This is a genomic window from Paenibacillus sp. NPDC101420, from assembly GCF_050277435.1.
Taxonomy (GTDB): Bacteria; Bacillota; Bacilli; order Paenibacillales; family Paenibacillaceae; genus Paenibacillus_AQ.
Genome location: NZ_JBNNSE010000002.1, coordinates 1,212,651 through 1,238,467 on the forward strand (window position 1 = coordinate 1,212,651; position 25,817 = coordinate 1,238,467).

Genomic DNA, 25,817 nt, shown 5'->3' on the forward strand with positions numbered 1-25,817 from the left:
AAAGGTGTGAAAAATCCACATGACCGGAGTTGTATCCTCTATACAAGATAATTTACACTCCCGATATAATTTACCATATAAATCGCTTACAAGCATAAACAATCTCATACAGAAAGGTGGGGAGAAGATTGGCTGATTCTGTAACCGCTCGTACGCCTAAGCGAAGCTTAAAGACTCGGGCTCCTAAGCAAAGCTTAGGAAAAACGATTTTACAGTACAAGTATTTTTACCTCATGGTTCTACCGGTGTTAATCTGGTACGCCCTCTTCAGCTATGCTCCCATGTACGGTGTAACGTTAGCATTCAAATCCTTTGATTACAGTAAGGGGATCCTGGGAAGTCCCTGGATTGGCTTAGAGAATTTTCAAACGTTGTTGACCGACCCGGATTTTCGCAGGGCCTTTTGGAACACGGTCATTATCAGCTTAATGAAGCTGATCACTCATTTTCCGATGCCCATTATCCTGGCGATTGTTTTATATGAGTTTTCCAGGACCAAAATGAAGCGGTTTTTTCAGACGATCCTGACGTTCCCGCATTTTATATCGTGGGTTGTACTGTCGGGGATTATCATCAATATTTTAAGCAAGGATGGGATTTATAACCAGATCATCATGTTGTTTGGCGGGGATCCAAATTCTCCGCTTGTAGATGAAAGTGCATTTAGACCTGTTCTGTATATCACACATGTGTGGCGAGAGATCGGTTGGGATTCAATCATTTACTTAGCAGCGCTTGCAGGGATCAATCCTGAGCTGTTTGAAGCGGCGGAAGTGGACGGAGCGAACCGGTTTCGCCGTCTGCTAAACATCGCATGGCCGGGCTTGAAGAGTACCGTCGCAGTTTTGTTAATTCTTCAAGTTGGACAATTATTGACGCAAGGTTCGAGCTTCGAGCAAATATTCAATCTGTATAGTTCACCGGTATATTCGGTTGCCGACACGATCGATACATACATTTATCGGACTTCATTCACGATTGGGGGCGACTTTGGATATATGACCGCCGTGGGTGTCGTCAAGTCCATTATCAGCCTAATCCTTTTATGGGCGGCCAATTCGTTCGCTAAGAAAATGGGTGAGGAAGGACTGTATTAATTTGCAGGAAAAGGGGTGAAGCAAGTGACCGACACAACGGTTAAAAAGAGAAAAAAATGGAGTGTCTTCGATATCGTCGCATTCGTGGTTCTGGGGCTTCTAGCACTAGTAACATTTTTTCCCTTCTATAATGTTCTTATTATCTCAGTTGCAAAGTTCGAAGCGATTAGTAAAAGTGACTTTTATATTTTTCCGCTTTCGTTTGACCTGTCGGCATACAAGCTGTTGCTTCAGGATATGAAGTTTTGGACTTCGATTTTAAATTCTGTCATCGTAACGGCGGTTGGCGTGTTGTTCAGCATGACGATCTCTGTAGCGGGAGCATACGCATTATCCAAGCGGGGCATGCCGGGAAGAAACATAATGCTTAGTTTGATCTTGTTCACTATGTTTTTCAATGGCGGTTTAATTCCCTTTTATCTAGTCGTTAAAGATCTAGGATTCGTAAACAATATACTCGTCATGATCATACCCGCGGGTCTCAATACGTTTTACCTGATCATTATGAAAAACTATTTCAACACGATCCCAGAAAGTCTGGAAGAGTCAGCTAAGCTGGATGGGGCAAATGATCTGTACATCCTTTACAAAATCATTATTCCGATCTCTGCCCCATTCATGGCGACCTTTGCTTTGTTCTATGCCGTGGAAAGATGGAATGAATGGTGGTACGCGTTGATCTTTATCAGTGACGCTTCAAAGGCCCCGCTTCAGATTTATTTACGTGAGACACTCATTACTTCGAATTCCTTGCTAAGTCAAATGGCACAGACGATGGCCGAGCAGGAGCAGACGGGGAAGGTCTACACACCTGCACTTCAAATGGCAGCAATTGTAGTTTCGAGCATTCCGATTATTGTTGTTTATCCGTTCCTGCAGAAGCATTTTAATAAAGGCATTATGGTTGGTTCGATAAAAGGATAAGAAAGATTTTAAATAGATTGATTCTATCCTAAAATAGTATAAAGGGAGGTTTCAAGCATGCTTAGAAAGAAAATGATGACACTGGCATTATGCATAACTTTATTGGCTTCGGTGCTCACGGCTTGCGGTGGAGGCAATAACGACAAAGGGCAGACGGCATCAAACGGTGAAGTATCTCCGGATTCTTCTAATTCCACGGACAACCCTTACAAGGATCCAATGACCATTTCTCTTGGTTTCTGGGACGCGGATGCTGAAATTGCTAACATCGAAAAAGACCCGATCGCCAAACAAGTATTAGAAAAATTCAACATTACATTAAAACCTGTCAATATGACCTGGGATGACTATACCCAGAAGATTCAAATGTGGGCTGCTTCCGGTCAATTGCCTGATATTTTTGCGATCGACGCTGTCGGTACGCAATATCAGCGTAAATGGGTTGAACAAGGTGTTGTCAAAGCACTTCCGGATCTTTCTAAGTATCCTAACCTTGCAAAATACTTCGAATCGCCGGACATTAAAGGTTTAGGTGTAGACGGAAAGTATTATACCGTTCCTCGCCGGATGTTCCCGAGTGTCGATTGGAGCGCACTGGATCGTATGGTGTTCTATCGATGGGATCTTGCTCAAAAAGCTGGAATCACAAAAGAACCCGAGACCTGGGAAGAGTTTGAAGCTATGCTTGATGCAATCGTGAAGTCGGATCCGGAAGGGAAGCATATTACCGGTCTTACGACGACAACTACCAAGATGCTGGGCGGATTCTTCTGGTTGTACGGTAACCCGGTCGCCACGAGTGATGGAAGCGGCAGTGACTTTAAATGGATCAAAGAGGACGGTAAGTTTATACCTGCTGTATTTTCGAAAAATGCGCTTCCGGCGTTACAAAACATGAAGAATATGTACGAAAAAGGTTTGATCGATCCAGACATCGCGCTTGTAAAGCCTGCAGAGTCTTATGATAATTTCGTAGCAGGTAAAGCAGCTGCTCTTCTAAGCGGTGGCGGTTTTATAAATTTAAATAGCGATATGTATGAAAAACGCTGGAAAACAGCTTATCCGGATAAGGATATCATGGAGAGCGTAAAGGCACTCAAGCCACTTATTGGACCTGATGGTGAACGCTCACATGCTATTTTTAAAACGTACTGGTCGGAAAGTTATTTCAGCAATAAGGTTGACGATAAAAAGATGGATCGCATCATGGCACTCTATGATTATGTGTTGTCTCCTGAAGGCAAGGACCTGTTGACTTATGGCATTGAAGGTGTCGATTACAAGATCGAAAATGGGCAGAAGGTTGTCATTGAAAAGGGTTCATTAAATGAGAAGTATCCAGCTAGTAGATTTCTAAAAAATTTGGTGGCTTATGAAACTTCCGATAGCTATAACATGGATAACCCGACGATCGCTAACGAAGGGATCCGCAAAGAAGCTGTCGATTATATCGATTGGATTCAGAACAATACGAAGGTTCCAGAATATGACATTCGGTTAACGTATTTGTCCACCCCAACAAAGGATAAATTTACTGTGCTGGACCATGATGATCTGCTTAAGATCATGCTTTCCAAAGAACCCGTTGAGAGTTACTGGAATAACATTGTGAACGATTATAAAGCTAAAGGTCTTGATAAAATGATAGAAGAAGTAAATGCGAAGGCCAAAGAACAAGGTATTGAATAATTGATGGATAGAGAAGATCCGGGCTGAAGCAGCCCGGATCTTCCGTTTAATGATTTGAAGAAGAACCAAGAATGTGCGGCGCTACTGATCGCATACTTATAATAAGATTAGGAGGGGAAAGTCTATGATACATAGCATTCACTTGACAGGGTTAACCGAGAAACAGTTAGCAGCTGTTTCAGAAGTAGCGGGAATATTGAGTATTCGAATAGAACGGTCAGGGATTCCAGTAAATTGTAAGAAACAAGGGAAGGGCATTCGAATATCTTACGATGAGATTCAGGCCACTATTGAGTATGAACAGGAACATCAGTTGATCCGGGCACTCAGCCGATTGCTAGAGAATTTACGTCGTGGTGAGAGAGTTGAAATTAATGAAATGCCGGTTTATGAACAGCTAGGTTTCATGGTAGACTGCTCAAGAAATGCTGTTCTTAACCATGAAGGATATAAGGAATTGATTCGGCGCTTAGCGCTTATGGGATATTCAACGGTTCAACTGTATACGGAAGACACCTACGAACTTGAGGGGTATCCTTATTTCGGTTATTTAAGAGGTCGATATACAGGGGAGCAAATTCGGGAGATGGACCAGTATGCAGCGTTATTTGGTATAGAATTAGTTCCTTGTATCCAGACGCTGGCTCATCTGGGCCAAGCATTGAAATGGCAAGCACATGCACCGCTAGTGGATTTCCAAGACATTCTCCTCATTGATGATCCGAGAACTTACGAGTTAATTGATCGAATGTTCGCTTTCATGGCGACCCATGTAAGCAGTCGCCGTATAAATATTGGGATGGACGAAGCGCATATGATGGGACTTGGTAAATATCTAGACAAGCATGGGTATCAAGATCGATCCTCCTTGATGTTAAAACACTTTAGTACTGTTATGGAAATCGCAAGGAAATATGGTTTCCGTACGATGATGTGGAGCGACATGTTTTTCCGTCTGGCCAGTTCCGGAGAATATTACGATGCTGAAAGTCCAATCAGCCCCGATATTGTTAAGCTGATTCCTGAAGATGTTACCTTGATCTATTGGGATTACTATTCGGAAACGCAGGAGAAATACGACGGAATGTTACGCAAACATAAGCAGCTGAATGATCATATTGGATTTGCAGGTGGTGCTTGGAAATGGATGGGCTTCGCTCCAAACAATGAATTCAGCCGCAAAGTCAGTCTGCTGGCTCATGATAGCTGTGTTAAGCATGGAATTCAAGAAGTGCTGATTACCGCATGGGGAGATAATGGTGCTGAAGCTTCCGTCTTCTCGGTTCTTCCTACCCTTCAACTTTGGGCGGAGCTGTGCTACACGGGATGTTTCGTGGAGAATCATGTCAAAGAAAGATTCAGTAGCTGCGTGAAAGGCCATTATGATGACTTTATGGCACTCGATGCGGCTAACCTGGTTCCAGGTAATTCGGCACCGGGGGGATGTTCCATCAATCCGGCTAAATACTTGCTTTATCAAGATATTTTGTGTGGTTTGTTCGATCGACATGTTATTCCTAGCGTGTATTCGAAGCATTATCAGCAAAGTGCGAAAATGCTTGAACAGGCGATTACTCGGAATTCGCCTTGGCAATCCTTATTCTCTGTACAAGCCAGCTTGTGTCGCTTGCTTGCGATAAAGAGCGAAATCGGGATTTCCATACGTGATGCTTATCATCGAGGGAATGTTGAGGAATTGGCTCATTTTTCCAAGGTGACTTTGCCAGAACTATCAGATTTAGCCGTTCGATTTATGGATGACTATCGGGTGCAATGGGAGCTGGAAAATAAGGTGTTTGGTCTTGATGTTTTTGATCTTCGTATGGGAGGTATGCTTCAGAGGATTAGGACGGCAATTCATCGAATCAATAGTTATGTCGAAGGGAAAGTGGAACAGATAGCTGAATTAGAAGAGGAGCTACTTACGTTCGACGGTCTCGTTGACGATGACGGTCCAAGGGCGATAAGTGCGAATTTGTGGCACACGATCGCAACACCGTCCGTCATCGCAGGAGTATAAGAAGGGAGTGAGGTTATGATTGACACTAATCTGGACCATCAAAATGGCTCAAAGCGGCCCAACCTTATGCTTATCACAGTGGATCAGATGCGTTTTGATTGCCTGAGCATCATGGGACATCCCGTCGTTGAGACACCCAACCTGGATTCTCTTGCATCAAGAGGGATATTATTTGAACATGCTTACTCAGCTACCCCGAGTTGTATTCCCGCGAGGGCTGCTATCATGACAGGAATGGGCCAACGATCACATGGGCGGGTGGGGTATCAGGATAAGGTTGAATGGAATTACGCCCATACGATTGCCGGAGAGCTTGCTCAAGCTGGTTATCATACGCAGTGTGTTGGCAAGATGCATGTGTATCCTGCACGTAATCTATGTGGATTTCATAATGTAGTGCTTCATGATGGATATCTTCACTACAATCGGGACAAGAGCGAAGCCATATATGATGAACACTATGATCAAGTAGATGATTATTTACAGTGGCTGCGAAGACAAACCAATGCCAATTCGGATATCACTGACTTAGGACTTGATTGCAATGCCTCAACGGTTGCCCGCCCCTGGCATTTGCCGGAATCGATGCATCCAACGAATTGGTGCGTAACCGAATCGCTAGACTTCTTACGAAGAAGAGACCCTGGAAAACCATTTTTCCTATGGTCCTCCTTCGTTCGCCCACATTCCCCCTTGGATCCGCCGCAATGTTATCTAGATATGTACATGGATTTGGAAATTCCTGATCCTCCAGTCGGAGATTGGGTGGACGAGAATGCAGCTTTAAACAGTGCTAAGGATCCAACATCTTCGTTCACTCATTTGCCAAAGCGCAGATTGGATCGTGCCCGTGCCGCATATTATGCACTAATAACGCATCTTGACGACCAAATTGGGAGGTTGATCAATGGGCTGCAGGAATATGGAGTTTTAAATGAAACTTTGATTCTATTTACTTCTGATCATGGTGAAATGATGGGGGATCATCATTACTTCCGCAAATCTCTTCCTTATGAAGGAAGTGCTAAGATTCCTTTCATAGTGTTTGATCCGGGAGAAACGCTTGGACTTCTTGCAGGCTCCCGGCTTGATTCCATTGTAGAGCTTCGCGATATTATGCCGACGTTTCTTGAAGCTGCTGGCGTCCAAATACCAGTTACAGTAGAAGGGCAAAGTGTGTTGCCGCTGTGTAAGGGAGATCAGATAGTGTGGCGGTCTTATATTCATGGGGAGCAAGCCTATGGAGAAAAGTCTCACCACTTTTTAACGGATGGAAGAGAGAAATTCATATGGTATTCTCAGACAGGCGAAGAGCAGTACTTTAACCTAGTGACCGATCCCTTAGAGAAGGTTAATGCAATCGGATATACCGATAATTTAGAGCGTATACGTGAATGGAGAGAGCGTCTTATTCACGAGCTGGAGGGACGAGAGGAAGGGTTTGTAAACAACGGCGAATTGATTGCCGGACGTCCAATTTCTAATATTCTAAAGGCATCCGAATTGGGGAAATGATCTTAACGAAGGACAACCTGAACATTCAGGTTGTCCTTCGTCTGTTACGGAAAGATTAAGGAGTTTAGCATGTGTTTTGATTTACCAGCTACTCCGGCGCTGAGGCAATGGGTCCTGATCTTGAATCATTCGATGGACGAGCAATTCTACCATCGAACTGCGAATTTCACTATAATCGGGATCTTCAAAACGATTGTAGTTTTCATGAGGATCCTCTTTCAGATCATATAATTCACCGTAGGTCTCTCCTGCAAAGATAACTAGCTTATAACGTGTAGTTCGCAAACACTTAGCGTTTATGCCTCGATAATGAGCAATATAAGCGGTTAGGGCAGAATTACGTACATGGGACTCCCTGCCAGCTAGCACTTCCATCTGTGACACGCCTTGAATTCCGTAGGGGAATTTGAGACCTGCGGCTTCAAGCAGTGTGGGGACAATATCAACATGTTCCATCAAAGCAGAGACCCGTTGCCCGGAAGCAATCCCAGGACCACGTACGATCATCGGGATCCGTGTTAACCCTTCATAAAACCACGGTCCCTTGTAAATTAGTCCATGGTCACCGAGCAGTTCTCCATGATCGCTGGTAAAGAGGATGACAACATCATCGTACATTTCTTTTTGACGCCAAGCTTTTATAATACGTCCGATCTGCTCATCAATGAAGGTAATCATCGCATAATAATTTCGAGTGAGCCGTTTCATATGCGCTTCATCAAGAGAATGCTCCTCACCGCCACCAGGCCAATATCCTCCCTGACTCTGACGCAGCAAATGTGGAGGACGAAGATGAACGTCGTCAGCTTCTCTGGTTGGAGACGGAATGTCAATGTCCGCGTACATATCCGTATAAACTTCTGGAGGGTCAAAGGGATGATGCGGATCAACGAAACTGGACCATAAGAATAACGGTTGCTCGGTTTTGTGGGCGAGGATAGCATCGATACTCCGTTCAGCAATCCAGTAAGTCTGATGCAGCTCCGGAGGAATTTCGCTCTCCCACACATCGTGTTGAGCATCGGAGGCTCTGAAACGGTCTTTACTGAATCGTTCTGCTACTTCCGGGTTGCGTTCCTTAAGCCACTCCATATATTCCCCGATACAATTGTCTTCAGTAATATGATGCTCATCAAATCCGTAGTACGTTCCATCGGAAGCTCTTCCGCGATCTCGATAAGCAGGATCTTCATATTCTTGTGAAAAGTCCCCCTTCATTTGTGGACGGAAGTGCATCTTTCCTATACCGATGGTTTTATAATCCGCTGTCTTTAAATGATCGCATAAGGTAAGTTCGTCTTCTCTAAGCGCAGTACCGATGTTCCAAGCACCATGAACATGCGGGTACCTTCCAGTAAAGATGGAGGAGCGTGAGGGCGTGCAAACGGGACTAGCGCAGTAAGCTCCAGTGAAGAGCGTGCCTTCTGAAGCAAGCTTGTCAAGCTCAGGTGTCAGTACGGAAGCGTTCTCGATACCTAGTGCATCCGCACGCATTTGATCTGTGGTTATTAACCAAATATGAGTTCTTTTTGACATCCGAAAAACCTCCTATGAATATAGTTTATAGCATCACAAAAGCCTCTAGCAACCAATGAATTCTCCATATATTTCATTAGAATTGTCCATATGGGTTGATATTTTTATTACCTATAATTGAATAGTCTATCTCAATGTTGGAGGAGAAATTATATGCGGAAGTTATCCATATCAGGGGATCATTTTATATTAGACGAACAACCCATCCGGTTGCTTTCTGGTGCGCTTCATTACTTCCGGATCGTTCCGGAATATTGGCAGGATCGTTTGCTGAAGCTGAAGGCTTGCGGATTAAATACTGTTGAAACCTATATTCCTTGGAATTTACACGAACCAGAGGAGGGGAGCTTCAATTTTGATGGATTTGCTGACATCGAGGCTTTCGTTAGACTTGCTGGAGAGCTTGGTTTGCACGTGATTTTGCGGCCAAGTCCTTATATTTGTGCGGAATGGGAATTCGGTGGATTGCCAGCTTGGTTACTTGCGGACGATAACATCCAGCTGCGTTGTAATGATAACGTCTATTTATCTAAGTTGGATGCCTATTTCGATGAGTTGCTTCCACGTCTGCGGCCTTTGTTAAGCACTAACGGTGGGCCTGTGCTTGCCCTTCAGGTAGAGAACGAATATGGAAGCTTTGGGAGTGATAAGACTTACCTGCATGATCTAAAAGCAGGAATGATCGCCCGCGGCATGGACGTTCTGCTGTTTACTTCAGATGGAGCTGAAGATCATATGCTTCAAGGCGGTATGATCGACGGAGTGTTCGCCACCGTAAATTTCGGTTCACGGGCAAAGGAAGCCTTTGCTAAATTACGTGAATATCAGCCTACGGGGCCGTTGATGTGCATGGAATTCTGGAATGGATGGTTTGACCACTGGATGAAACCGCATAATACCCGCCCCGAATCCGAAGTAGCGGAGACTTTGGATGAAATGCTGGCTCTAGGAGCCTCTGTTAACTTCTACATGTTTCATGGGGGGACGAATTTTGGATTTATGAATGGGGCAAATCTTTTTGACAAATATGAGCCCATCGTAACCAGCTACGATTATGATACACTGCTGGACGAATCGGGTAAGCCAACTGCAAAATTTTATGAAGCTCGAAAAATTATTGAGAAATACGTAACGTTGCCGCCACTGGAATTACCGCCGTTAATAAAGTCACAAGCTTATGGTAAAGTGTTGATGACAGAAGCAGCACCACTGTTCACTCAGTTAGACGTTTTGTCTCGTCCAGAACGTAGAGCATGTCCCGAGCCAATGGAGAAACTGGGTCAGGATTATGGATTTATCTTGTATTCAACGAAGATCAGTGGACCCCGCAGCAGTACGGAGCTCGTTCTTCAAGAAGTTCGCGATCGTGCGCTTGTATTCGCGAATGGGGCCTTTGTCGGTACAGTTGAACGCTGGGATCCGCGAGGAATTTCATTAGAGATCCCGATTGAGGGACTGCAAATCGACATTCTTGTGGAGAACATGGGACGCGTAAATTATGGCCCTCTGCTTCGTGATCCGAAGGGCATAACCTGTGGCGTTAGACTCGGCTATCAATTTTTGCATGATTGGACCATTCGTTCCTTGCCACTAACAGATCTTAAAGGATTATCATTCACACCGATAGATTGCGAAGAACGTCAGCGGCCCACTTTCTACCGGGGGAGCTTTCAAGTCAGTAAGCCTGAGGATACTTTTTTGCGGTTGGACGGATGGAGTAAAGGTCAGGTTTTTATAAACGGCTTTAATCTAGGTCGTTACTGGGAGGAGGGTCCGACAAAAACGCTTTACATACCGGCACCGCTTTTGCGTCAAGGCGGGAACGAACTAATCTTGTTTGAATTACATGGCGTAATGGAGCCAGTGGTTACTTTTGTAGATACACCTGAGCTCACATGATATTTAAATATTTAATGGGTGAGTAAGTATCATAATTCTATAGTATGGGTCTGATGATTTTTAATATATAATCAAAACAGCCCAACAATTTATAGGAACTGAAAATGCACGATTAGGGTGGTTTAGAGGAGGATTGCTAATGAGTTATGATTTGATGGCGTTCGAGACGTCTAAAGCACCGCAAGAGAGAGCAGCGTTTATGAAGTGGTATGAGCAGCAAGTGCAGTGGTCGGAAGACCATGCCTATAATGATCCATCAGTTTTATCGGAGGCGCTGCAACGTTTTTATAGTGAGTTGTCCGAGCAATTTCCTAATATGAATGTAGAGGATGAGATTTTTGAGGCGATGGAGGAAGCAGGAACGGATAACCGGTTGACTGACTACTCGCTTGGCTCATCCGTCATCTATGCAGCTTTCGCTTATTCTGTAGCTGAGGAAGCTTATACGGCGATGCGGGAGTTGGCTATAAAACACAAAGTAGGATTTTTTGATGTAAGCAGCAACGAAGGCGATATTATTTTTCCTTGAAGCAAAATGATTTAGATTGTAGACAGCTGGTTGCACTCCTAGTTGTTAATGAAGTAGTGGCAACCAGCATGTTTTCTATCTTCTTTACTCTACTACAGACGGAATAATACAATCCTTAATCAGAGGCCACCGGTCACGAGGCTGAAGTGTGATTTCTGAGGCGATAGCTACGACAAGTTTTTTTTCTGGAATGCAGCAAATGACATTACCACCATCCCCTAACGCTGAGTAAGTGTAAGTCCCATCTTCTTCGCGTAGCCACCACAAATAACCGTAATGATTAGGGTTCATCGCTGTTGATTCTTCAATCCATGTCTCCGAAATAATCTGATTATTCTCCCATTTTCCACGGTTCAAATATAATAAACCAAAACGCGCCATATCACGTGGAGACAACGTAAGTCCCCATCCTCCTGTGGTGATACGATTGGGGTCTTCCACCCATCCCTTCACATTTACCCCAAATAAATCATCAAACCCAAATGATTTCATCTCATAATCCGGGATTTCCGTCATGCCGATAGGGCTGAATAATCGCTCGTTAGCAAACTCACGGGCACTTTTTCCTGTGGAACGAGTGATGACAGCTGACAGTAAGTGCGCCCCTGCGCTGGAATATTTAAAATCACCGACATTCCCTTGTTGGCCTAGCATATCCAGTGTATATTTTACCCAGTCAGGCTGCATACACATTTGCTCCAGTGGCTCGTGCCAGTCTTCAAAAGCATAGGGAGCTGTCATGGTGAGCAAATGGCGTATAGTGATTTCTCGTTTTTGTAGATTGGCAGCAGCATCGTCGGGAACATAGTCGGGGAAAAAATCCAGCACCTCCTGATCAACATGCTTGATAAAGCCGGCATCAATGGCAATACCAATGAGGGCGGATAAGATGCTTTTCGTTACAGAAGCCACATGATGCAGATCATCCGGGCCATAGTCATTGAAGTATTGTTCATAGGCAATATATCCATTTCTCACCACTACAATTCCGTTTATATTACTATAGTCGGTTTTAATCTTAGCTTCTAGTTCTGAAAGTTGTTCAGCATCCATTCCTAAGGTAGCCGGATCTGAAGTTTGCCAGTCTTTTGTAGGCCAGTAGTTTCTGTGCATATCGATAACTCCTTTAATCAAATTTTTGTGTGAATATGAGTGCTGCTACGCTCTTTTCTTAACTGGAAAATACACCTCAGTAACAAGATCCTGAGGATCAGAAGTTTGCGTGGGGTCTGTTATATATTTTTCATAGGGTGAGTTCACCATTTCATAACCTTCATTTTCTATCCATTCTGTGAGCTTCGCATAAACCGATGTTAATTCTGAATAAGGGCCCTTATAAACAGACTTCGCACACAGCCCTTCACGTAATTCCCTCGTTCCATTTACAATCTCCTCAATAGGTAGGGCAAACTCTGTATCATTCCCGGTAGGATTATATTCCTCACTGTGATAAATTGTTATTGGCGTCCCAAGCAAGGTCAGCTTTTCAGTGGCAATAGTTTCATACAGTTTGCTAAAATACTTACCATATCCAAGCGCATAATCATCACTGCTCAACATTTGACGCGTGAAAAGAATATGCATTGGTTTGGTTTCAATAAGTTGCACTTCTATCTTATTTAGGTAGGACATCATAGATATTCCTTTCTCTAAATTTAGAACATCACTATTAATTTGCTTTAACGTATATTCGTAAGTTCGTAGTTTCTCTTGTAGTTTTCTTTTTTTGAGATTTAGGGCTGTACTAAGCTTCTCTTCAAAATGATCCTGCTCCCATCCCAGAATATCTTTGATTTCTTCTAGTGAGAAATGATAAGATTTCAAACGATTGATAAAGAGCATTTTTGTTAGTTGTTTGATGGAATAATACCTATAACCGTTCTCGGGATTAATCTCATCGGGATGAATTAATCCAATTTCATCATAATACCGCAGCGTTTTGGTTGACACTTCGCATATCTTCGAGAATTCTCCTATGGACAGCAACAATCTCATCTCCATTTCTTCGATATTTAATGATATATAGACTTTGAATTTTCGGTGGTTTGTTCAATTCCACTATGCACCTTCCCCTAAGGGTAAAGTCAATAGCCAGACTTCTTATCTGGAAATAGGTTTAATGTTGTGTCTTTACAAATCGGCTTAGATCATCTAAATATTGATCTTCCACCAATTGTCGTGGAAAGAAAACAGCGGTTAAATAAGTCCTTAAGGGGGATGCGGCATTCTTCTTTGACAGCATAGAGTGGTCAGCGTTGGGAAAATAAGAGACGGAGAGCAAGCTGGTAGGTATTTTTTCAAGGTAAATACGTTCGGTTTCCTCAATATCTACATTGATATCTTGACCGCCGAGTACTAAATGGACAGGAGCATTGAAGTAACTAAGTTCTTCGGTGGCATCAGACTGATAGTTTTTGGCGATAAATCCCCAGCGTTCCTTAGAAATCAAGTTCTCGGAATGTGCAATACGCAAGTAATCCTCGTAAGATGCTCGTTCGTTAAGTAATTGTAATACTTGAGCATTATAATGTTCTTTCGCTTGGATCTCATTTTCCGAGAAGCCTTCTTGTTTCATTTCTAATCTTGTATTGTATTTACCTTGAGAAATCCAGTTCACCGCAGGCGATACAAGAATACTGAACGCGAGATCAGGAACTTCTTTTACAATCTTGGGAATCACCCAACCGGCCTGACTTGCTCCCCACAAACCAATAGACTTCTTATCAATCATTGGTAAGTTCTTCGCCCAGTTAATCGCAGATATCGTTTCCTGAGCACGATCTTCCATGCTTTGCTCCAACCAGTTACCAGAGGAACCACCAATACCAGGCTTGTTAAGAGACAAAGAAGCATATCCGGCAGATGCGAATTTCTCCCATAAAGGTTTATATCCGTCATCGTATGTGTCATTTATGGGACCATCACCATGAACAAAAACTATTAGCCCTACGTTTCCAGAATAGTGCTGGGGTAGAATTAAAGTTCCTGTTAGTTTACCCTGAGGGGTTTCGATTTCTATCTTTTGCTCATTCATTGCATATGAATGCTGATTTAATACGAATAAGACTGAAGCTGCCATTAAGCCAATGATCAAGCATGCGGTTAATTTAATATTTTTTTTCATTTATTGAGCTCCTAGGATGTAGTGGTAAACGCCTCGTCATGTAATGCCAATTAGCCTCTTTAAAAAGAAGGTGTCTAATCCCGCTATAGTTTGATTGATCGATAGCAAAGTCCATCTGTTGGTACATATGAATAGCTCGTTTATTATTTTTAGCAACATGTAGCGTTAATTTGTCCACTTCGGAGTGACTGTTTACAGAATCTATTGCCCAACTAAGCAACTGCTTACCGATTCCTTTATTACGGTGGCTAGATCGAACGGCCAAATGATCGACATAACATTCTTTTGCGCGAGGCTGATAATTCAAAAAATGTAACCCAACCATTAACTTACATACATTTAAATATCCAAATTTCTTAAATAATTGTGAAAAGGAACTATGGTGAGGTGATATAAATTTACTTCTGTCTGAGGCTCGGCTGTCCTTCCACTTAATGCTGAGCGTACCGACAACCTCTCCATTTTCTTTAGCTACGATTTGTTGTGATGATGCGGACGGTTGATCATTCTCCCAAAGCCCAAAAAGTAGTTCAGCAATATCATCGTTCTCTAGTGAGATGAGGGAGTGGAACTTACCGTGGAACGCATCTACTAAAAGACTGCAGACTGCTCTATGATCTTGTTCTTGGTAGTGAGCGATTGTTATCTTGTTCGGACTTATCATGCTACACCGTCAGGGTCATGCTTGATATTAATTTGGATTTCATAATGAAGCTTGTCATTGTTGAATAGGGATAGATATGATTTTTCCAAAAGGATCAATGGTCCCTGAATTGTATAGTGATGTTGTGTTAAATAGTGTTCCAATTGAGCAATCTCACGTTCAATATCCTGGTTATCCGTCACGAAAAATGCTTTATATAAGTAGCTACCTTTTTCTAGGATGATGTCTGGTAAGTGAGTGCTTTCAAAACATAAGGTTACTTGTTCAGTACCGTATAAATAATGCAGATCTGTTTCAAATAAATGAGCTGGTTGCGGCTTTTTTTCATACAAACTTCGAGCGGTGAGTGACTCATCTTGCTCTATTTCCATCCATTTTTTTAAATGACGAGTATCCAATTGTTTAATGTGATATTTGTCTTCTAGAATGTCAGAGTGCTCGTATTCTTTAAGTACCTTTTGTAAAAACTGCTGCAACAACATTAGCTGGTTTATTTCAGAGTTTATTTTACTTAGAGACTGCTCCAAAAGTTGATGGTAGTCATTTTTGGTGAAGTTATTCATGCTTTTGTTAATCGTACTGACAGGCACGTTCAATTTGCGGAGTAATAGGATCTGGGCCAACTGATAAATCTCATTAATTCCGTACATCCGGTATTGATTGCTATCAGTATAGGCTGGAAATAAAATCTCTTTCTCTTCAAAATATCGGATTTGATGTACGGATACATTCATAAGTTTTGAAAGTTCACCAATCGTAATGTAATGATTCAATGGAGGTGCTCCTAACTATATTGGTATTTGTTGATTTAACTATAAACCTTAGGTCTGACCTAAGGTCAAGCGTGGATCTCAGTTTCGTGTAATCGCTTATCGCGATTCCATTAATTTGTCGAAACATGAAGGAAAACAGAAAATTTTATAGAATTATCTATCGTTATCTATCCTATTTAATCCAAGTGTTGCACGATGCCCCAAGCGTTTGCGCAGCTTAACATCACCATAGAAAAGGGGCCTACGATGCTCAAAAGGACGTTACTTATTTATTTAATTGCTTTCATCTCGTTAGCAACAATCCCACTATCCATTTTTATAGACAATGATCAACATGAGAATTATCTGCAAGTTCAGAAGGGGAGCATGGATCTTTCAACTTGGGATTATGGGCAACAAAAGATCATCAAGTTAGATGGTGAGTGGGAATTTTATTGGAACCAGCTGCTAATGCCTGAGCATTTTAAAGAATCAAGCACAGACAAACCTGCTCCTACAGCATTAATGGAGGTCCCCTCACGATGGAATGGCAAAGTGGTTGATGGACAACCTTTACCTGCATTCGGTTCTGCTACTTATCGGATGGTGCTGAAAAACTTACCTGTAAACGGTGTATTCGCTTTGAAAAAAACGAATATCCGCTTTTCGAGTGCGATTTATGTGAATGGGCATTTACTCATTAAGGATGGAAACCCCACTATGAGTACTGCCGATTACCAGTCGGGGAATATTCCGCAGATTGGGCTTTTTTCGTCTGAAAAAGGTGATGTAGAGATTATCATTCAAGTTTCTAACTATGAATATGTAAATGCAGGTATTCCGGTATCTCTTACGTTTGGCGAGGAAGCCGCTATGCTGGAGAACCAGCAGAAGAGTACGGCTCGTGAATTTAGTACAGTTGCAATATTGGGAACATTATCACTTATTTTTGTCATCTGCTTTGTGGCGGCTGCTTTATACCGTAAGAAGGATTACTCCTTACTTGTATTTGCTATTATTTGTTTACTGCTTGCGATCTATCATGGCTTGATTGGAGAACGTTCGCTGTTACTGTTTTTCCCAAACCTTTCGTTCATTGTGTTATACAAAGTGAAGGATATTAGCTCCATATCGTGTTTTATTGTTCTGGCTATATTTTTCTACCAAATGCACAAAAGCATAATCTCTTTAAAACTTACGCAAGTCGTAACGATTATACTAGGCAGCTTTATAATATTGGTAGCAATCCTGCCTATTCGTACTTACACGCTTTTCTCTACCTATGTGATCATTGTATATGAATTGATGTTAATTTGGATGTTGTTTAGAGTGGCTATCTTGTACATCAGAAGCCCTGAAGTAAATCGGATCAAATCGTTGCTGCTGTTCTTGGCGATTCTTGCTATCAATCTGTACTCGATAGACATCATTCTGTTTGCTCTTTCGATGAAAGAAAATCTTTGGCTAGGACAGTTTTACATTGTAGCCTTTAATATCATTATGATCGTTCTGATTGTTCTCCGTTTTTTCGAGGCTTATCATACGATAGATGAAATGAAAAACCAACTGATCGGTCTGGACAAAATTAAGGACGAGTTTCTCTCCAATACCTCTCATGAGCTGAAGACACCACTAAATGCCATAGTGAACATTACTGCTACACTACTTAATGGGGTTGAAGGTCCAGTTACCGAAAGGCAAGCGCAGAATCTAGCGATCGTAATGGGAAGTGGAAGAAGATTAACTTATATGGTAAACGAATTGCTCGATTATTCCAAAATGAAGCATGGAGATATCACCTTATATAAAAGCACCCTAGATCTGAAAGCTGTTGTTGATTCTGTTATCGGTATACATTCGTTTCTGCTCGGAGAAAAGTCGATCTTTCTCGTAAACAATGTTGCTTCAGAGTTTCCACCTGTACATGCAGATGGCAACCGTTTGATTCAGATTTTGCACAACTTGGTAGATAATGCGATTAAATTCACGGAGCAGGGTGAAATAAATATTAGTGCCAGATTTACTCATGAATGGGTTGAGGTCCGTGTGGCAGACTCGGGAATCGGAATTGCACCGGATATGCAGAAACGTATTTTTATGGCCTTTGAGCAAGTGGACGAAGCTGAAATTCACAGTCATGGTGGGACAGGTCTCGGACTAAGCATTACCAAGAAGCTGGTTGAGTTACATGGCGGGAACATTAGAGTGGACTCTGTTGCAGGTAAAGGTTCGGTCTTTATATTTACTATTTCACGATGGGATCGAACATCTAATCAAGTCACGGGTCCAATCGTGGATAAGACTCTTCCTTATAGAGAAGTTTTCTTTCCGCGCCAGGAGTATCCTATATATATCAAAGGTAAAATCAATGAGCCGATTTTGGTCGTGGACGATGATTTTGCCAACCTGCAATCTATGATCAACTTGTTCAAGCTTGAGGGATATTCCATTGTTGTTGTGAACCGCGGGCAGCTGGCACTTGATGAGTTATCGAAGAATTCAGACTTCTTTCTCGTTGTACTGGACATTACAATGCCGGATATTTCTGGCTATGAGGTTCTGCAAAGGATTAGAGAGAGATTCACACCCTTTGAGCTGCCTGTGTTAATGCTAACGGCGAAGAATAGAGTTAGCGATATGAAAATGTCCATGGATAATGGGGCAAATGATTATGTGGGGAAGCCGTTTGAAGCGGAAGAATTAATGGCGCGTGTGAAAAGCCTGACCCGATTGAGAGCTTCTGTGAAGAAAGCTAAAGATGCCGAAATTGCCTTTTTACGTTCTCAGATCAAACCGCATTTCTTGTACAATGCCCTGAATTCAATTGCTGCATTATGTGTGGAAGAACCTGAGCAGGCGGAAGAATTAACGCTGGAGCTGTCACAGTATTTGAGAAGCAGCTTTGATTTCAAACAGTTGGATTCGTTAACTACCTTGGAGGGTGAGCTAGAGCTAGTTAAAGCATATATTAATATTGAAAAAGTGCGCTTTGGTGCTAGATTACAAGTGGAATATGATATTACCGCAAATACGGATAGCCGGATTCCCCCACTTATCCTACAACCATTAGTAGAAAATGCTATAAGACATGGACTGATGTCCAATTTACGGGGAGGAAAGGTAACTATATCTGTGAAAGAGTCGGATCCTTCTGTGGTCAGCTTTGTTGTAGAAGATAATGGACGCGGAATGAGTGAGCACAAGCTGGAGGAAATCATGAAATCAGATGTAGATAAAAGAGGCGTAGGGCTTTGGAATATTAGTCAACGCATCAAACTTCTCTATGGAAAGAACATTCGTATTCAAAGTGTTGAAGGAAAAGGCACACGGGTTTCTTTTGATATCCCCAAACAACACATGAAGCGGATAGGAGGTTGAAGTATGCTGCGAGCCATTATCGTGGATGATGAAGAATTATCGGTAAAGCGCTTAAAAAGGATATTATCTCAGAGTGGAGAGATTGAAGTATACGATACTTTTCTGGATCCGACGGAAGCCTATGAATTTGTGAAGGGGAATTCGATTGATGTAGCTTTTTTGGACATTTCTATGCCTGACACAAATGGAATGAAGCTTTCCACCCTTTTGCATGAACTAGATGAATCGATTAATGTGGTTTTTGTTACAGGGTATGACGAATACGCACTGCAAGCCTTCGAACTGAGTGCTGTGGATTATTTGCTGAAGCCTGTAACTGCACAGCGTTTAACTAAAACTTTGGATAAGATCAAAAAAATGAATAGAGGTGTGACGGTTCAGCCCGTCATAGAAGTTCTCTTATTTAATGGACTAAAGATATACCGCCGTACGCAAGACAGAGAGCCCATCAAGCTAAGGAGCCCAAAAACCGAAGAATTGTTTGCCTTTTTGATTAGTAAAGGGACGGTTAGCCGAGATGAAATTATCGATACCTTATGGAGTGGGCTGGAACCTGATAAAGCGTTGAAGAATCTGAACTCAACCCTGTACTATATTCGAAAAGCAATCGGAACTAGCTTTATTAAAGCCAGCAGAACCGAAATAAGTATAGAGGAACGCAGTATTTATTGTGATTTGTATGAGTTTAAGCGACAGCTGAAGCAAATTAGGCAGGTCTCGAAAAAAGATTCTGAATGGTTCAATCAAGTAGAAACATTATATACGGGGTCCTTTCTCAAAGGTAAAGCATACGATTGGGCTAGTGGGAAGACACGCCGACTTGAACAGGATTTTATTGGACTGCTGGAACTAGCTGCTAGATTTCATATGGAGCAGAACGAGCGTCAACAATCGCTGCACTACTTTGAGAGAATCTTGAAATTGGATCCCTTGAGAGAAGATATCCATCAGGAAATCATTCATTTGTATATTGAACTAGGGCGTATGAATGAAGCTTATCGGCGATATGGGCAATTGGAAGAGACCCTTCAACAGGAGCTTGGAACTTCACCTGATCCTAAGCTTAAAGCGTTGATTATGAAGATTATGAACTAATATATAGTAAAAGAGAACCGACGAATCGATTGGATTTCGAAGGTTCTTTTTTTTGTTTATTTTTCGTTTATCATAATTTTGTATAATACTCTCGATTATTGTCGAAATGATGACATGATTTAAGCTAGAGGGGGAAAAAGAGTTTGAAGCCATCATTTATGAAAATAGGCATTAGTATTTCGTTAGCCACTGGAGTTGTGGTGCAAGGTGTGGGACCGATCCACACTCAAATAGTGAGTGCAAAATCGGACTTTGGTTGGATCGTGAATAGCCCAGCTGTGATACCGTCCATTAATGAAGACGATACTTCCAACGCGGGCGTTGTTGTTTCCAGTCTTTTGTCAGGAAAGGTAACCGATCCAGCGACAACAGGGATTGCTGTGGTGTCATTTGATAATACCAATGGGGCCTGGCAATATTACAACACATTGGGAAACATCTGGTATAATATCGAGCCAGTGTCTGACACTAAAGCTTTTCTGCTGCTGAAATCGGAGAAAATTCGTTTTGTCCCCGCTAAAGACTGGAACGGAACAGCTTCCATTGACTTTAAGCTATGGGACACTACAGCAACAGGGTATCAAAATTATCAAAAAAATGCGAATACCACTGTTTCTGCAGCATTCAACCCAGATCTAGGCACTGCTACAATTACTGTAAATCTAGTGAACGATGCACCTTATCTGACAGAACTGAATGGTGGGGACTATCTTAGTTTTGACGGCAATGGGGATTATGTGACGTTCCCAGATCAACTGTTATACAAGAATTCTTTTACAATTGAAGGTAATTTAAAAGTCAATGGTTTTAATACCTGGATGAGATTCTTCGAATCTTCAATCGGAGAGGCAAACCACAATATTTTTGTGGGTTTTAACGGAAAAAAAATGAGCTTCATAGCGTATACCAATAAAGGTGAGATTAACGTCACTGAAGATTTCCCGACTTCTAAATGGGTTCATGTCGCAATTGTTTATGATCACAGTCAGAAAAAGGGACGAATTTATTGGGATGGGGTTCTTAAGGCAGAAGGGGCTATGGATTTAAGTACAGTTGGAAATATGGCACGTCCGAACAACTGGCTTGGTAAAAGCACCTGGAGACAGGACGGAGATTACAGCGGTGGGATGAGAGACGTAAGGTTTTGGAGTAAAGCTAAAACCCAGAGCGAAATTGTTCGCGAAATGAACGTCGATTTGAATGGATCAGAGCCAAATCTGGCTTTGAACTATAAATTTTCGAATAGAAATGATGGTATTATTGCTGTCAATACACCGGCTGGTTCAGCTAAGAACGGTTCAATCACTGGTGCTAGCTGGAAGCAGGACACAGGCTTCATGGGAAGTACTACAACGGAAAAAAATAAATCTGTATTACGCTCCTTTAAGGTTATTGATGTGGATGGGGATGACCTTAATGTATCAGCTACATCTTCTAATACTTCCCTAATTCCGAATAATGGACTGAAAGTAAGTGGAAGTGGGGATGTGCGGACGTTAGAAATAACACCAGCGAAGAATGCCTACGGAAACAGTGTGATTACTGTTACTGTAAATGATGGAACTATAAGTAGTTTATACACCTTCAATGTGCAGGTAAACGATGTGGGAGATGTCCTCGTAACTGGAGTGACTTTGAATAAAACATCACTTAGTTTAACAGAGGGAGAAGCAGGAGATACACTAAATGCTGTAATAGAACCTGCTAATGCGACGAACAAAACAGTGACTTGGAGCTCCAGTGATGAAACTGTCGCGACAGTTGTTAATGGAGTGGTAACACCAGTTGGCGTTGGAACCGCAACGATCACAGCAACAACTACGGACGGAAGTTATACTGCGACATCCACCGTAACTGTGAGTGCTCCAGTTGTGGACGTAACCGGAGTGAAGCTTGATCAGGAGACGCTCGACTTAACTGCTGGTGAAGCAGATGCCTTACTAAAGGCGACAATAGAACCTGCAAATGCGACAGATACAGATGTGATCTGGAGCTCCAGCGATGAAACTGTTGCAACAGTCGTGGATGGAGTGGTGACACCAGTTGGTGAGGGTATAGCAATTATTACTGTAACGACTAAGGATGGAAGTTTTAAGGCTTCATCAACTGTGAATGTGGCAGCACCTAAGCCACCAATTGTTATCGTAACCGGAGTAACATTAGATCAGACAACGCTTGATTTTAAAGAAGGTGACGATGCAGAAACGCTTCAAGCGACAGTTGCACCTGTCGATGCAACGAATAAGGGTGTCATCTGGAGCTCTAGCGATGAGACTGTAGCCAAGGTTGTTTACGGAGTAGTAACCCCGGTTGGTGTTGGAACAGCCACCATTACGGTTACGACTAAAGATGGAAGTTTTACTGCTTCAACAACAGTGAATGTGAAAGCAGCAACGCCACCTACCGTTATCGTAACGGGAGTAACGTTAGACCAGACAGCACTTAATTTAACCGTGGGTGAAGATGGGGAGACGTTAACAGCAACAGTAGCGCCTGCTGATGCGACCATTAAGGACCTGATCTGGAGCTCCAGCGATGAAACTATCGCAAAAGTCGTGAATGGAGTGGTTACTCCAGTTGGTGAGGGAACAGCCATCATTACGGTTACAACGAAAGATGGCAGTTATAAAGCTTCAACAACCGTTACTGTGAAGGCTCCTGCTAAGCCAATTACAGCACCGGGTATTCCAACATCCGTAACTGCAACTGCAGAAAATGGTCAAGCGATCATCACCTTTACACCGCCGGTAAACGATGGTGGAAGTGAAATCACAGGATATATTGTAACGGCTCATCCGGGAGGGCTGACGGTTACGGGTAATGGAAGTCCGCTTACAATCAGTGGTCTTACGAATGGTACAAGCTACACCTTCACGGTACAGGCCATCAATAAGGCTGGCTTTAGCGAATCATCTGCTGAATCCAATACAGTCATCCCGAGCGCTCCATCCAGTGTTGATGTTCCTTCTCAACCAACTCCATCAGCAACGCCGGCACCTGTGGCAAATGATGCTTCCATTTTAATCAATGGTAAAGCGGAAACCGTGGGAACTGCGACGAATGGTAAACGGAATGATCAAACGCTAACCACCATTGCTTTAGACCAGAAGAAGCTGGAAGACAAGCTCGCCGCTGAAGGTAAAGGTGCGGTGGTTTCTATCACTGCCACTAGTAAATCTGATGTTATCGTTGGCGAACTAAACGGACAAATGGTTAAAAATATGCAGGGAAATCAAGCTGTACTTGAAATCAGAACGGGAAATGCGACATTTACACTGCCTGCTGGGCAGATTGATATTGAGGCCTTATCCGCGCAGATTGGTAAGTCTGTAGCTTTACAAGATATTAAAATTCAGATTGAAATCAGCGCACCAACTGCCGATCAAGTTAAAGCATTAGGAGCTGCTGCGCAAAACGGATCATTTTCATTAGTCGGCGCACCAGTAAACTTTACAGCTAGAGGTATTTACGGAGATAAGAGTATTGAACTATCCCAATTCAATACGTATGTGAAACGTACGATTGCTATTCCGGATGGGATGGACCCGAATAAGATTACAACCGGTGTGTATATTGATGCTGATGGCTCAGTGCGTCATGTACCTACTAAAGTGATAGTCATTGAAGGCAAATATTTTGCTACAATCAACAGCCTTAGTGGCGGCACTTACTCTGTAATCTGGCATCCGCTTGAATTCAGTGATGTTGCTAATCACTGGGCAAAAGATGCAGTGAATGATATGGGTTCCCGTTTAGTTATCGAAGGGACTGGCAATGGTCAATTTACACCTGATCAAGCGATTACCCGCGCAGAGTTTGCGGCGATTGTCGTTCGCGGTCTCGGACTAGGATTGAGTCAAACAGCAACACCATTTTCGGATGTTAAAATTTCGGATTGGTATAACAGTGCGATCAATACTGCATATGCATATCAATTAATCAATGGTTTTGAAGATGGCATGTTCCGCCCTGATGACCAAATTACCCGTGAACAAGCGATGTTGATTATCGCCAAAGCGATGAAAATTACAGCGCTAAAGGCTAACCTTCCTAATCAATCCGCTGAAGGATTCTTGAACCCATATACCGATGCCGGCAAATCATCTGACTGGGCGATTAGCGCAATTGCTGACTGCTTGCAGGCAGGCGTAATCATGGGACGAAGCAGCAATGTACTTGCTCCCAAGGATGATATGACCAGAGCTGAGGTTGCAGCGATCGTTAAGCGGCTTCTTCAAAAGTCTGATTTAATTTAAAAATTGGCTCACAATATACATTGAAAAGATAGAGTATTCATTCGATAACCTTCGAATGAATACTCTTTTCTTTTGGCTATATTAAATTCTAATGTTGATATTTGACTGCTAATCATACATTTTTTGGCTTTATATCTGGGGCATTTTTTAATGGCTTTTGAAGTGCGTCCACAATGGCTGCGATGATACTTGTTGCTAAAAGACCCATTAGACATAATGATGTAGGACCCGCTGGATCATCACTATCTGTAACTTTAGCAAGCACCCTTAAGCTTACTAGTCCTAACAAAATGAGGAAAATGACTGCAAAAGCACATTTCTTTATAATCTTCAAAGAGTTAAGGGATAATTCAGAGAAAGCATTGTTCTTTTCGATGTTGTTTAATAGTTTATATGCTTGGTAAAGCGCAACAGAAAACGCAATACAGAATCCGTAAGCACATACTAAAAAGGGAATCAGGAAGTAAGCCGTATCTGGATGTACTCGTGCATCTCTTACCGCTATCTCAGGCAACCAGATACACAAAGCAAGCACTGCAATTCCAACCAGAAAAATAATTACTTTTAAGAAAGTGGTTGAACCTCGTTTAACATTCATTTAAAACACCTCGCTTATTTAATGACTTCATGATTTTAGCATTTAATTTATTGATTTACAATAAATTTGTATTGTTTTTTGTGTTTGTTATTTTACGAGAAATGGTTATCGTCTTTAAAAGACGACAACATCATTTCTTCTTGTTAGCAGGAGAATGGCTTCACTATCCAGAAAAAATAAGCTAAATCATTTCTTCATCAATTGAAAAGAGGCGAAATCTAATGGAACTACGGCAAAGTATTAATGAAGTTTTTCAGTCGGCACAACATGGCGATGCTGCACGGCTAACAGAAATTTTAGAATTCCATCCGGCTCTTGCAAATACGGAAAATAACGAGGGCCTTACACCTTTGGGATATGCAGCACATTTCGGTAAAGAAGCAGCGGTGCAGGTATTGATAGACCATGGTGCTGAGGTTGATGCAGTATCCCATTCCAAGATTAATTTCATTCCTTCTAATACTGCACTTCATGCTGCAATTGCTGGGGAGCGGAATATGGGTGTTATCCAACTGCTATTGAACAAGGGCGCTCAGACACATATTTTTGATAGCGATGGGCACACTGCCTTGCATTCTGCAGCTTTTCATTCGGATAATGTGGAGCTGATACGCTTGTTAATCGAACACGGAGCTGACATCCATGCTAAAATTGAAGGTGGTGAATCAGTATTAGCTATAGCTATCCAACAAGGAAACCACAACGTAAAAGAATTTCTTATTGAAAAAGGAGCAATTTAGA

Annotated in this window: 18 protein-coding genes; 11 read left to right on the top strand and 7 right to left on the bottom strand. The window is 42.3% G+C overall.

The annotated features are described in order from the left end of the window. The first annotated feature begins 128 nt into the window (after positions 1–128). The 5 genes from ACQKMP_RS14465 (at position 129) to ACQKMP_RS14485 (ending at position 7,245) form a co-directional block, all read left to right on the top strand. Entirely contained in the window at positions 129–1,097 is a 969-nt protein-coding gene (locus ACQKMP_RS14465) for an ABC transporter permease (RefSeq protein ID WP_339241797.1), read from the top strand. Between the two features lie 24 nt (positions 1,098–1,121). Next, positions 1,122–2,021, top strand: a complete 900-nt coding sequence (locus tag ACQKMP_RS14470) for a carbohydrate ABC transporter permease (protein ID WP_052404326.1) — start codon at positions 1,122–1,124, stop codon at positions 2,019–2,021. 57 nt (positions 2,022–2,078) lie between these two features. Beyond that, complete coding sequence (locus tag ACQKMP_RS14475) at positions 2,079–3,710, top strand: extracellular solute-binding protein (protein ID WP_339241794.1); 1,632 nt, start codon at positions 2,079–2,081, stop codon at positions 3,708–3,710. A 124-nt stretch (positions 3,711–3,834) separates the two neighbouring features. Continuing rightward, complete coding sequence (locus tag ACQKMP_RS14480; protein ID WP_427469611.1) at positions 3,835–5,730, top strand: family 20 glycosylhydrolase; 1,896 nt, start codon at positions 3,835–3,837, stop codon at positions 5,728–5,730. A 15-nt stretch (positions 5,731–5,745) separates the two neighbouring features. Beyond that, a complete protein-coding gene (locus tag ACQKMP_RS14485; RefSeq protein WP_042189032.1) occupies positions 5,746–7,245 on the top strand; it encodes an arylsulfatase in 1,500 nt (499 codons plus the stop codon). 81 nt (positions 7,246–7,326) lie between these two features. On the opposite strand, the gene ACQKMP_RS14490 is transcribed toward ACQKMP_RS14485, so the two are convergent. Next, positions 7,327–8,781 (bottom strand): sulfatase family protein, encoded by a 1,455-nt coding sequence (locus ACQKMP_RS14490; protein ID WP_427469612.1) that lies wholly within the window; start codon positions 8,779–8,781, stop codon positions 7,327–7,329. Between the two features lie 153 nt (positions 8,782–8,934). Here ACQKMP_RS14490 and ACQKMP_RS14495 point away from each other — a divergent pair, with 153 nt between their 5' ends. Both ACQKMP_RS14495 and ACQKMP_RS14500 read left to right on the top strand, forming a co-directional pair. Beyond that, entirely contained in the window at positions 8,935–10,680 is a 1,746-nt protein-coding gene (locus ACQKMP_RS14495; protein WP_427469613.1) for a glycoside hydrolase family 35 protein, read from the top strand. A 139-nt stretch (positions 10,681–10,819) separates the two neighbouring features. Next, complete coding sequence (locus ACQKMP_RS14500) at positions 10,820–11,209, top strand: hypothetical protein (protein ID WP_042189026.1); 390 nt, start codon at positions 10,820–10,822, stop codon at positions 11,207–11,209. Between the two features lie 84 nt (positions 11,210–11,293). Here ACQKMP_RS14500 and ACQKMP_RS14505 read toward each other — a convergent pair whose 3' ends face one another. From ACQKMP_RS14505 to ACQKMP_RS14525, 5 genes are all read right to left on the bottom strand, one after another. Next, the gene (locus ACQKMP_RS14505) at positions 11,294–12,322 is read right to left on the bottom strand and encodes a serine hydrolase domain-containing protein (protein WP_427469614.1); all 1,029 of its coding nucleotides are present in this window, start codon (positions 12,320–12,322) and stop codon (positions 11,294–11,296) included. A gap of 45 nt (positions 12,323–12,367) precedes the next feature. Next, a complete protein-coding gene (locus ACQKMP_RS14510; protein ID WP_427469767.1) occupies positions 12,368–13,195 on the bottom strand; it encodes a MerR family transcriptional regulator in 828 nt (275 codons plus the stop codon). Between the two features lie 130 nt (positions 13,196–13,325). Then, entirely contained in the window at positions 13,326–14,333 is a 1,008-nt protein-coding gene (locus tag ACQKMP_RS14515) for an alpha/beta hydrolase family protein (RefSeq protein ID WP_427469615.1), read from the bottom strand. Continuing rightward, entirely contained in the window at positions 14,317–14,997 is a 681-nt protein-coding gene (locus ACQKMP_RS14520) for a GNAT family N-acetyltransferase (RefSeq protein ID WP_427469616.1), read from the bottom strand. The genes ACQKMP_RS14515 and ACQKMP_RS14520 overlap by 17 nt, the downstream gene beginning before the upstream one ends. Then, positions 14,994–15,770, bottom strand: a complete 777-nt coding sequence (locus ACQKMP_RS14525) for a MerR family transcriptional regulator (protein WP_427469617.1) — start codon at positions 15,768–15,770, stop codon at positions 14,994–14,996. The genes ACQKMP_RS14520 and ACQKMP_RS14525 overlap by 4 nt, the downstream gene beginning before the upstream one ends. 246 nt (positions 15,771–16,016) lie before the next feature. Between ACQKMP_RS14525 and ACQKMP_RS14530 the strand changes: the two genes are divergently transcribed. The 3 genes from ACQKMP_RS14530 (at position 16,017) to ACQKMP_RS14540 (ending at position 24,478) form a co-directional block, all read left to right on the top strand. Next, positions 16,017–19,127, top strand: coding sequence for an ATP-binding protein (locus ACQKMP_RS14530; protein WP_427469618.1), 3,111 nt, complete (start codon positions 16,017–16,019; stop codon positions 19,125–19,127). 3 nt (positions 19,128–19,130) lie between these two features. Next, entirely contained in the window at positions 19,131–20,222 is a 1,092-nt protein-coding gene (locus ACQKMP_RS14535; protein WP_339241777.1) for a response regulator, read from the top strand. Positions 20,223–20,365: 143 nt separating this feature from the next. Further along, on the top strand, positions 20,366–24,478 hold the full coding sequence (locus ACQKMP_RS14540) for an S-layer homology domain-containing protein (protein WP_427469619.1): 4,113 nt from the start codon (positions 20,366–20,368) through the stop codon (positions 24,476–24,478). Between the two features lie 112 nt (positions 24,479–24,590). Here the strand turns inward: ACQKMP_RS14540 and ACQKMP_RS14545 are convergent, their stop codons facing one another. After that, positions 24,591–25,076 (bottom strand): DUF2975 domain-containing protein, encoded by a 486-nt coding sequence (locus ACQKMP_RS14545; RefSeq protein ID WP_042189017.1) that lies wholly within the window; start codon positions 25,074–25,076, stop codon positions 24,591–24,593. Positions 25,077–25,297: 221 nt separating this feature from the next. Here ACQKMP_RS14545 and ACQKMP_RS14550 point away from each other — a divergent pair, with 221 nt between their 5' ends. Beyond that, positions 25,298–25,816, top strand: a complete 519-nt coding sequence (locus ACQKMP_RS14550) for an ankyrin repeat domain-containing protein (protein WP_341128508.1) — start codon at positions 25,298–25,300, stop codon at positions 25,814–25,816. The last annotated feature ends 1 nt before the right edge of the window (position 25,817 follow it).

What these genes read in the sequence shown, in the direction of transcription:
- ACQKMP_RS14475 (WP_339241794.1), top strand. Translation starts at nt 2,079, where the DNA reads ATGCTTAGAAAGAAAATGATGACACTGGCATTATGCATAACTTTATTG.
- ACQKMP_RS14480 (WP_427469611.1), top strand. Translation starts at nt 3,835, where the DNA reads ATGATACATAGCATTCACTTGACAGGGTTAACCGAGAAACAGTTAGCA.
- ACQKMP_RS14485 (WP_042189032.1), top strand. Translation starts at nt 5,746, where the DNA reads ATGATTGACACTAATCTGGACCATCAAAATGGCTCAAAGCGGCCCAAC.
- ACQKMP_RS14490 (WP_427469612.1), bottom strand. Translation starts at nt 8,781, where the DNA reads ATGTCAAAAAGAACTCATATTTGGTTAATAACCACAGATCAAATGCGT.
- ACQKMP_RS14495 (WP_427469613.1), top strand. Translation starts at nt 8,935, where the DNA reads ATGCGGAAGTTATCCATATCAGGGGATCATTTTATATTAGACGAACAA.
- ACQKMP_RS14500 (WP_042189026.1), top strand. Translation starts at nt 10,820, where the DNA reads ATGAGTTATGATTTGATGGCGTTCGAGACGTCTAAAGCACCGCAAGAG.
- ACQKMP_RS14505 (WP_427469614.1), bottom strand. Translation starts at nt 12,322, where the DNA reads ATGCACAGAAACTACTGGCCTACAAAAGACTGGCAAACTTCAGATCCG.
- ACQKMP_RS14515 (WP_427469615.1), bottom strand. Translation starts at nt 14,333, where the DNA reads ATGAAAAAAAATATTAAATTAACCGCATGCTTGATCATTGGCTTAATG.
- ACQKMP_RS14520 (WP_427469616.1), bottom strand. Translation starts at nt 14,997, where the DNA reads ATGATAAGTCCGAACAAGATAACAATCGCTCACTACCAAGAACAAGAT.
- ACQKMP_RS14530 (WP_427469618.1), top strand. Translation starts at nt 16,017, where the DNA reads ATGCTCAAAAGGACGTTACTTATTTATTTAATTGCTTTCATCTCGTTA.
- ACQKMP_RS14535 (WP_339241777.1), top strand. Translation starts at nt 19,131, where the DNA reads ATGCTGCGAGCCATTATCGTGGATGATGAAGAATTATCGGTAAAGCGC.
- ACQKMP_RS14545 (WP_042189017.1), bottom strand. Translation starts at nt 25,076, where the DNA reads ATGAATGTTAAACGAGGTTCAACCACTTTCTTAAAAGTAATTATTTTT.
- ACQKMP_RS14550 (WP_341128508.1), top strand. Translation starts at nt 25,298, where the DNA reads ATGGAACTACGGCAAAGTATTAATGAAGTTTTTCAGTCGGCACAACAT.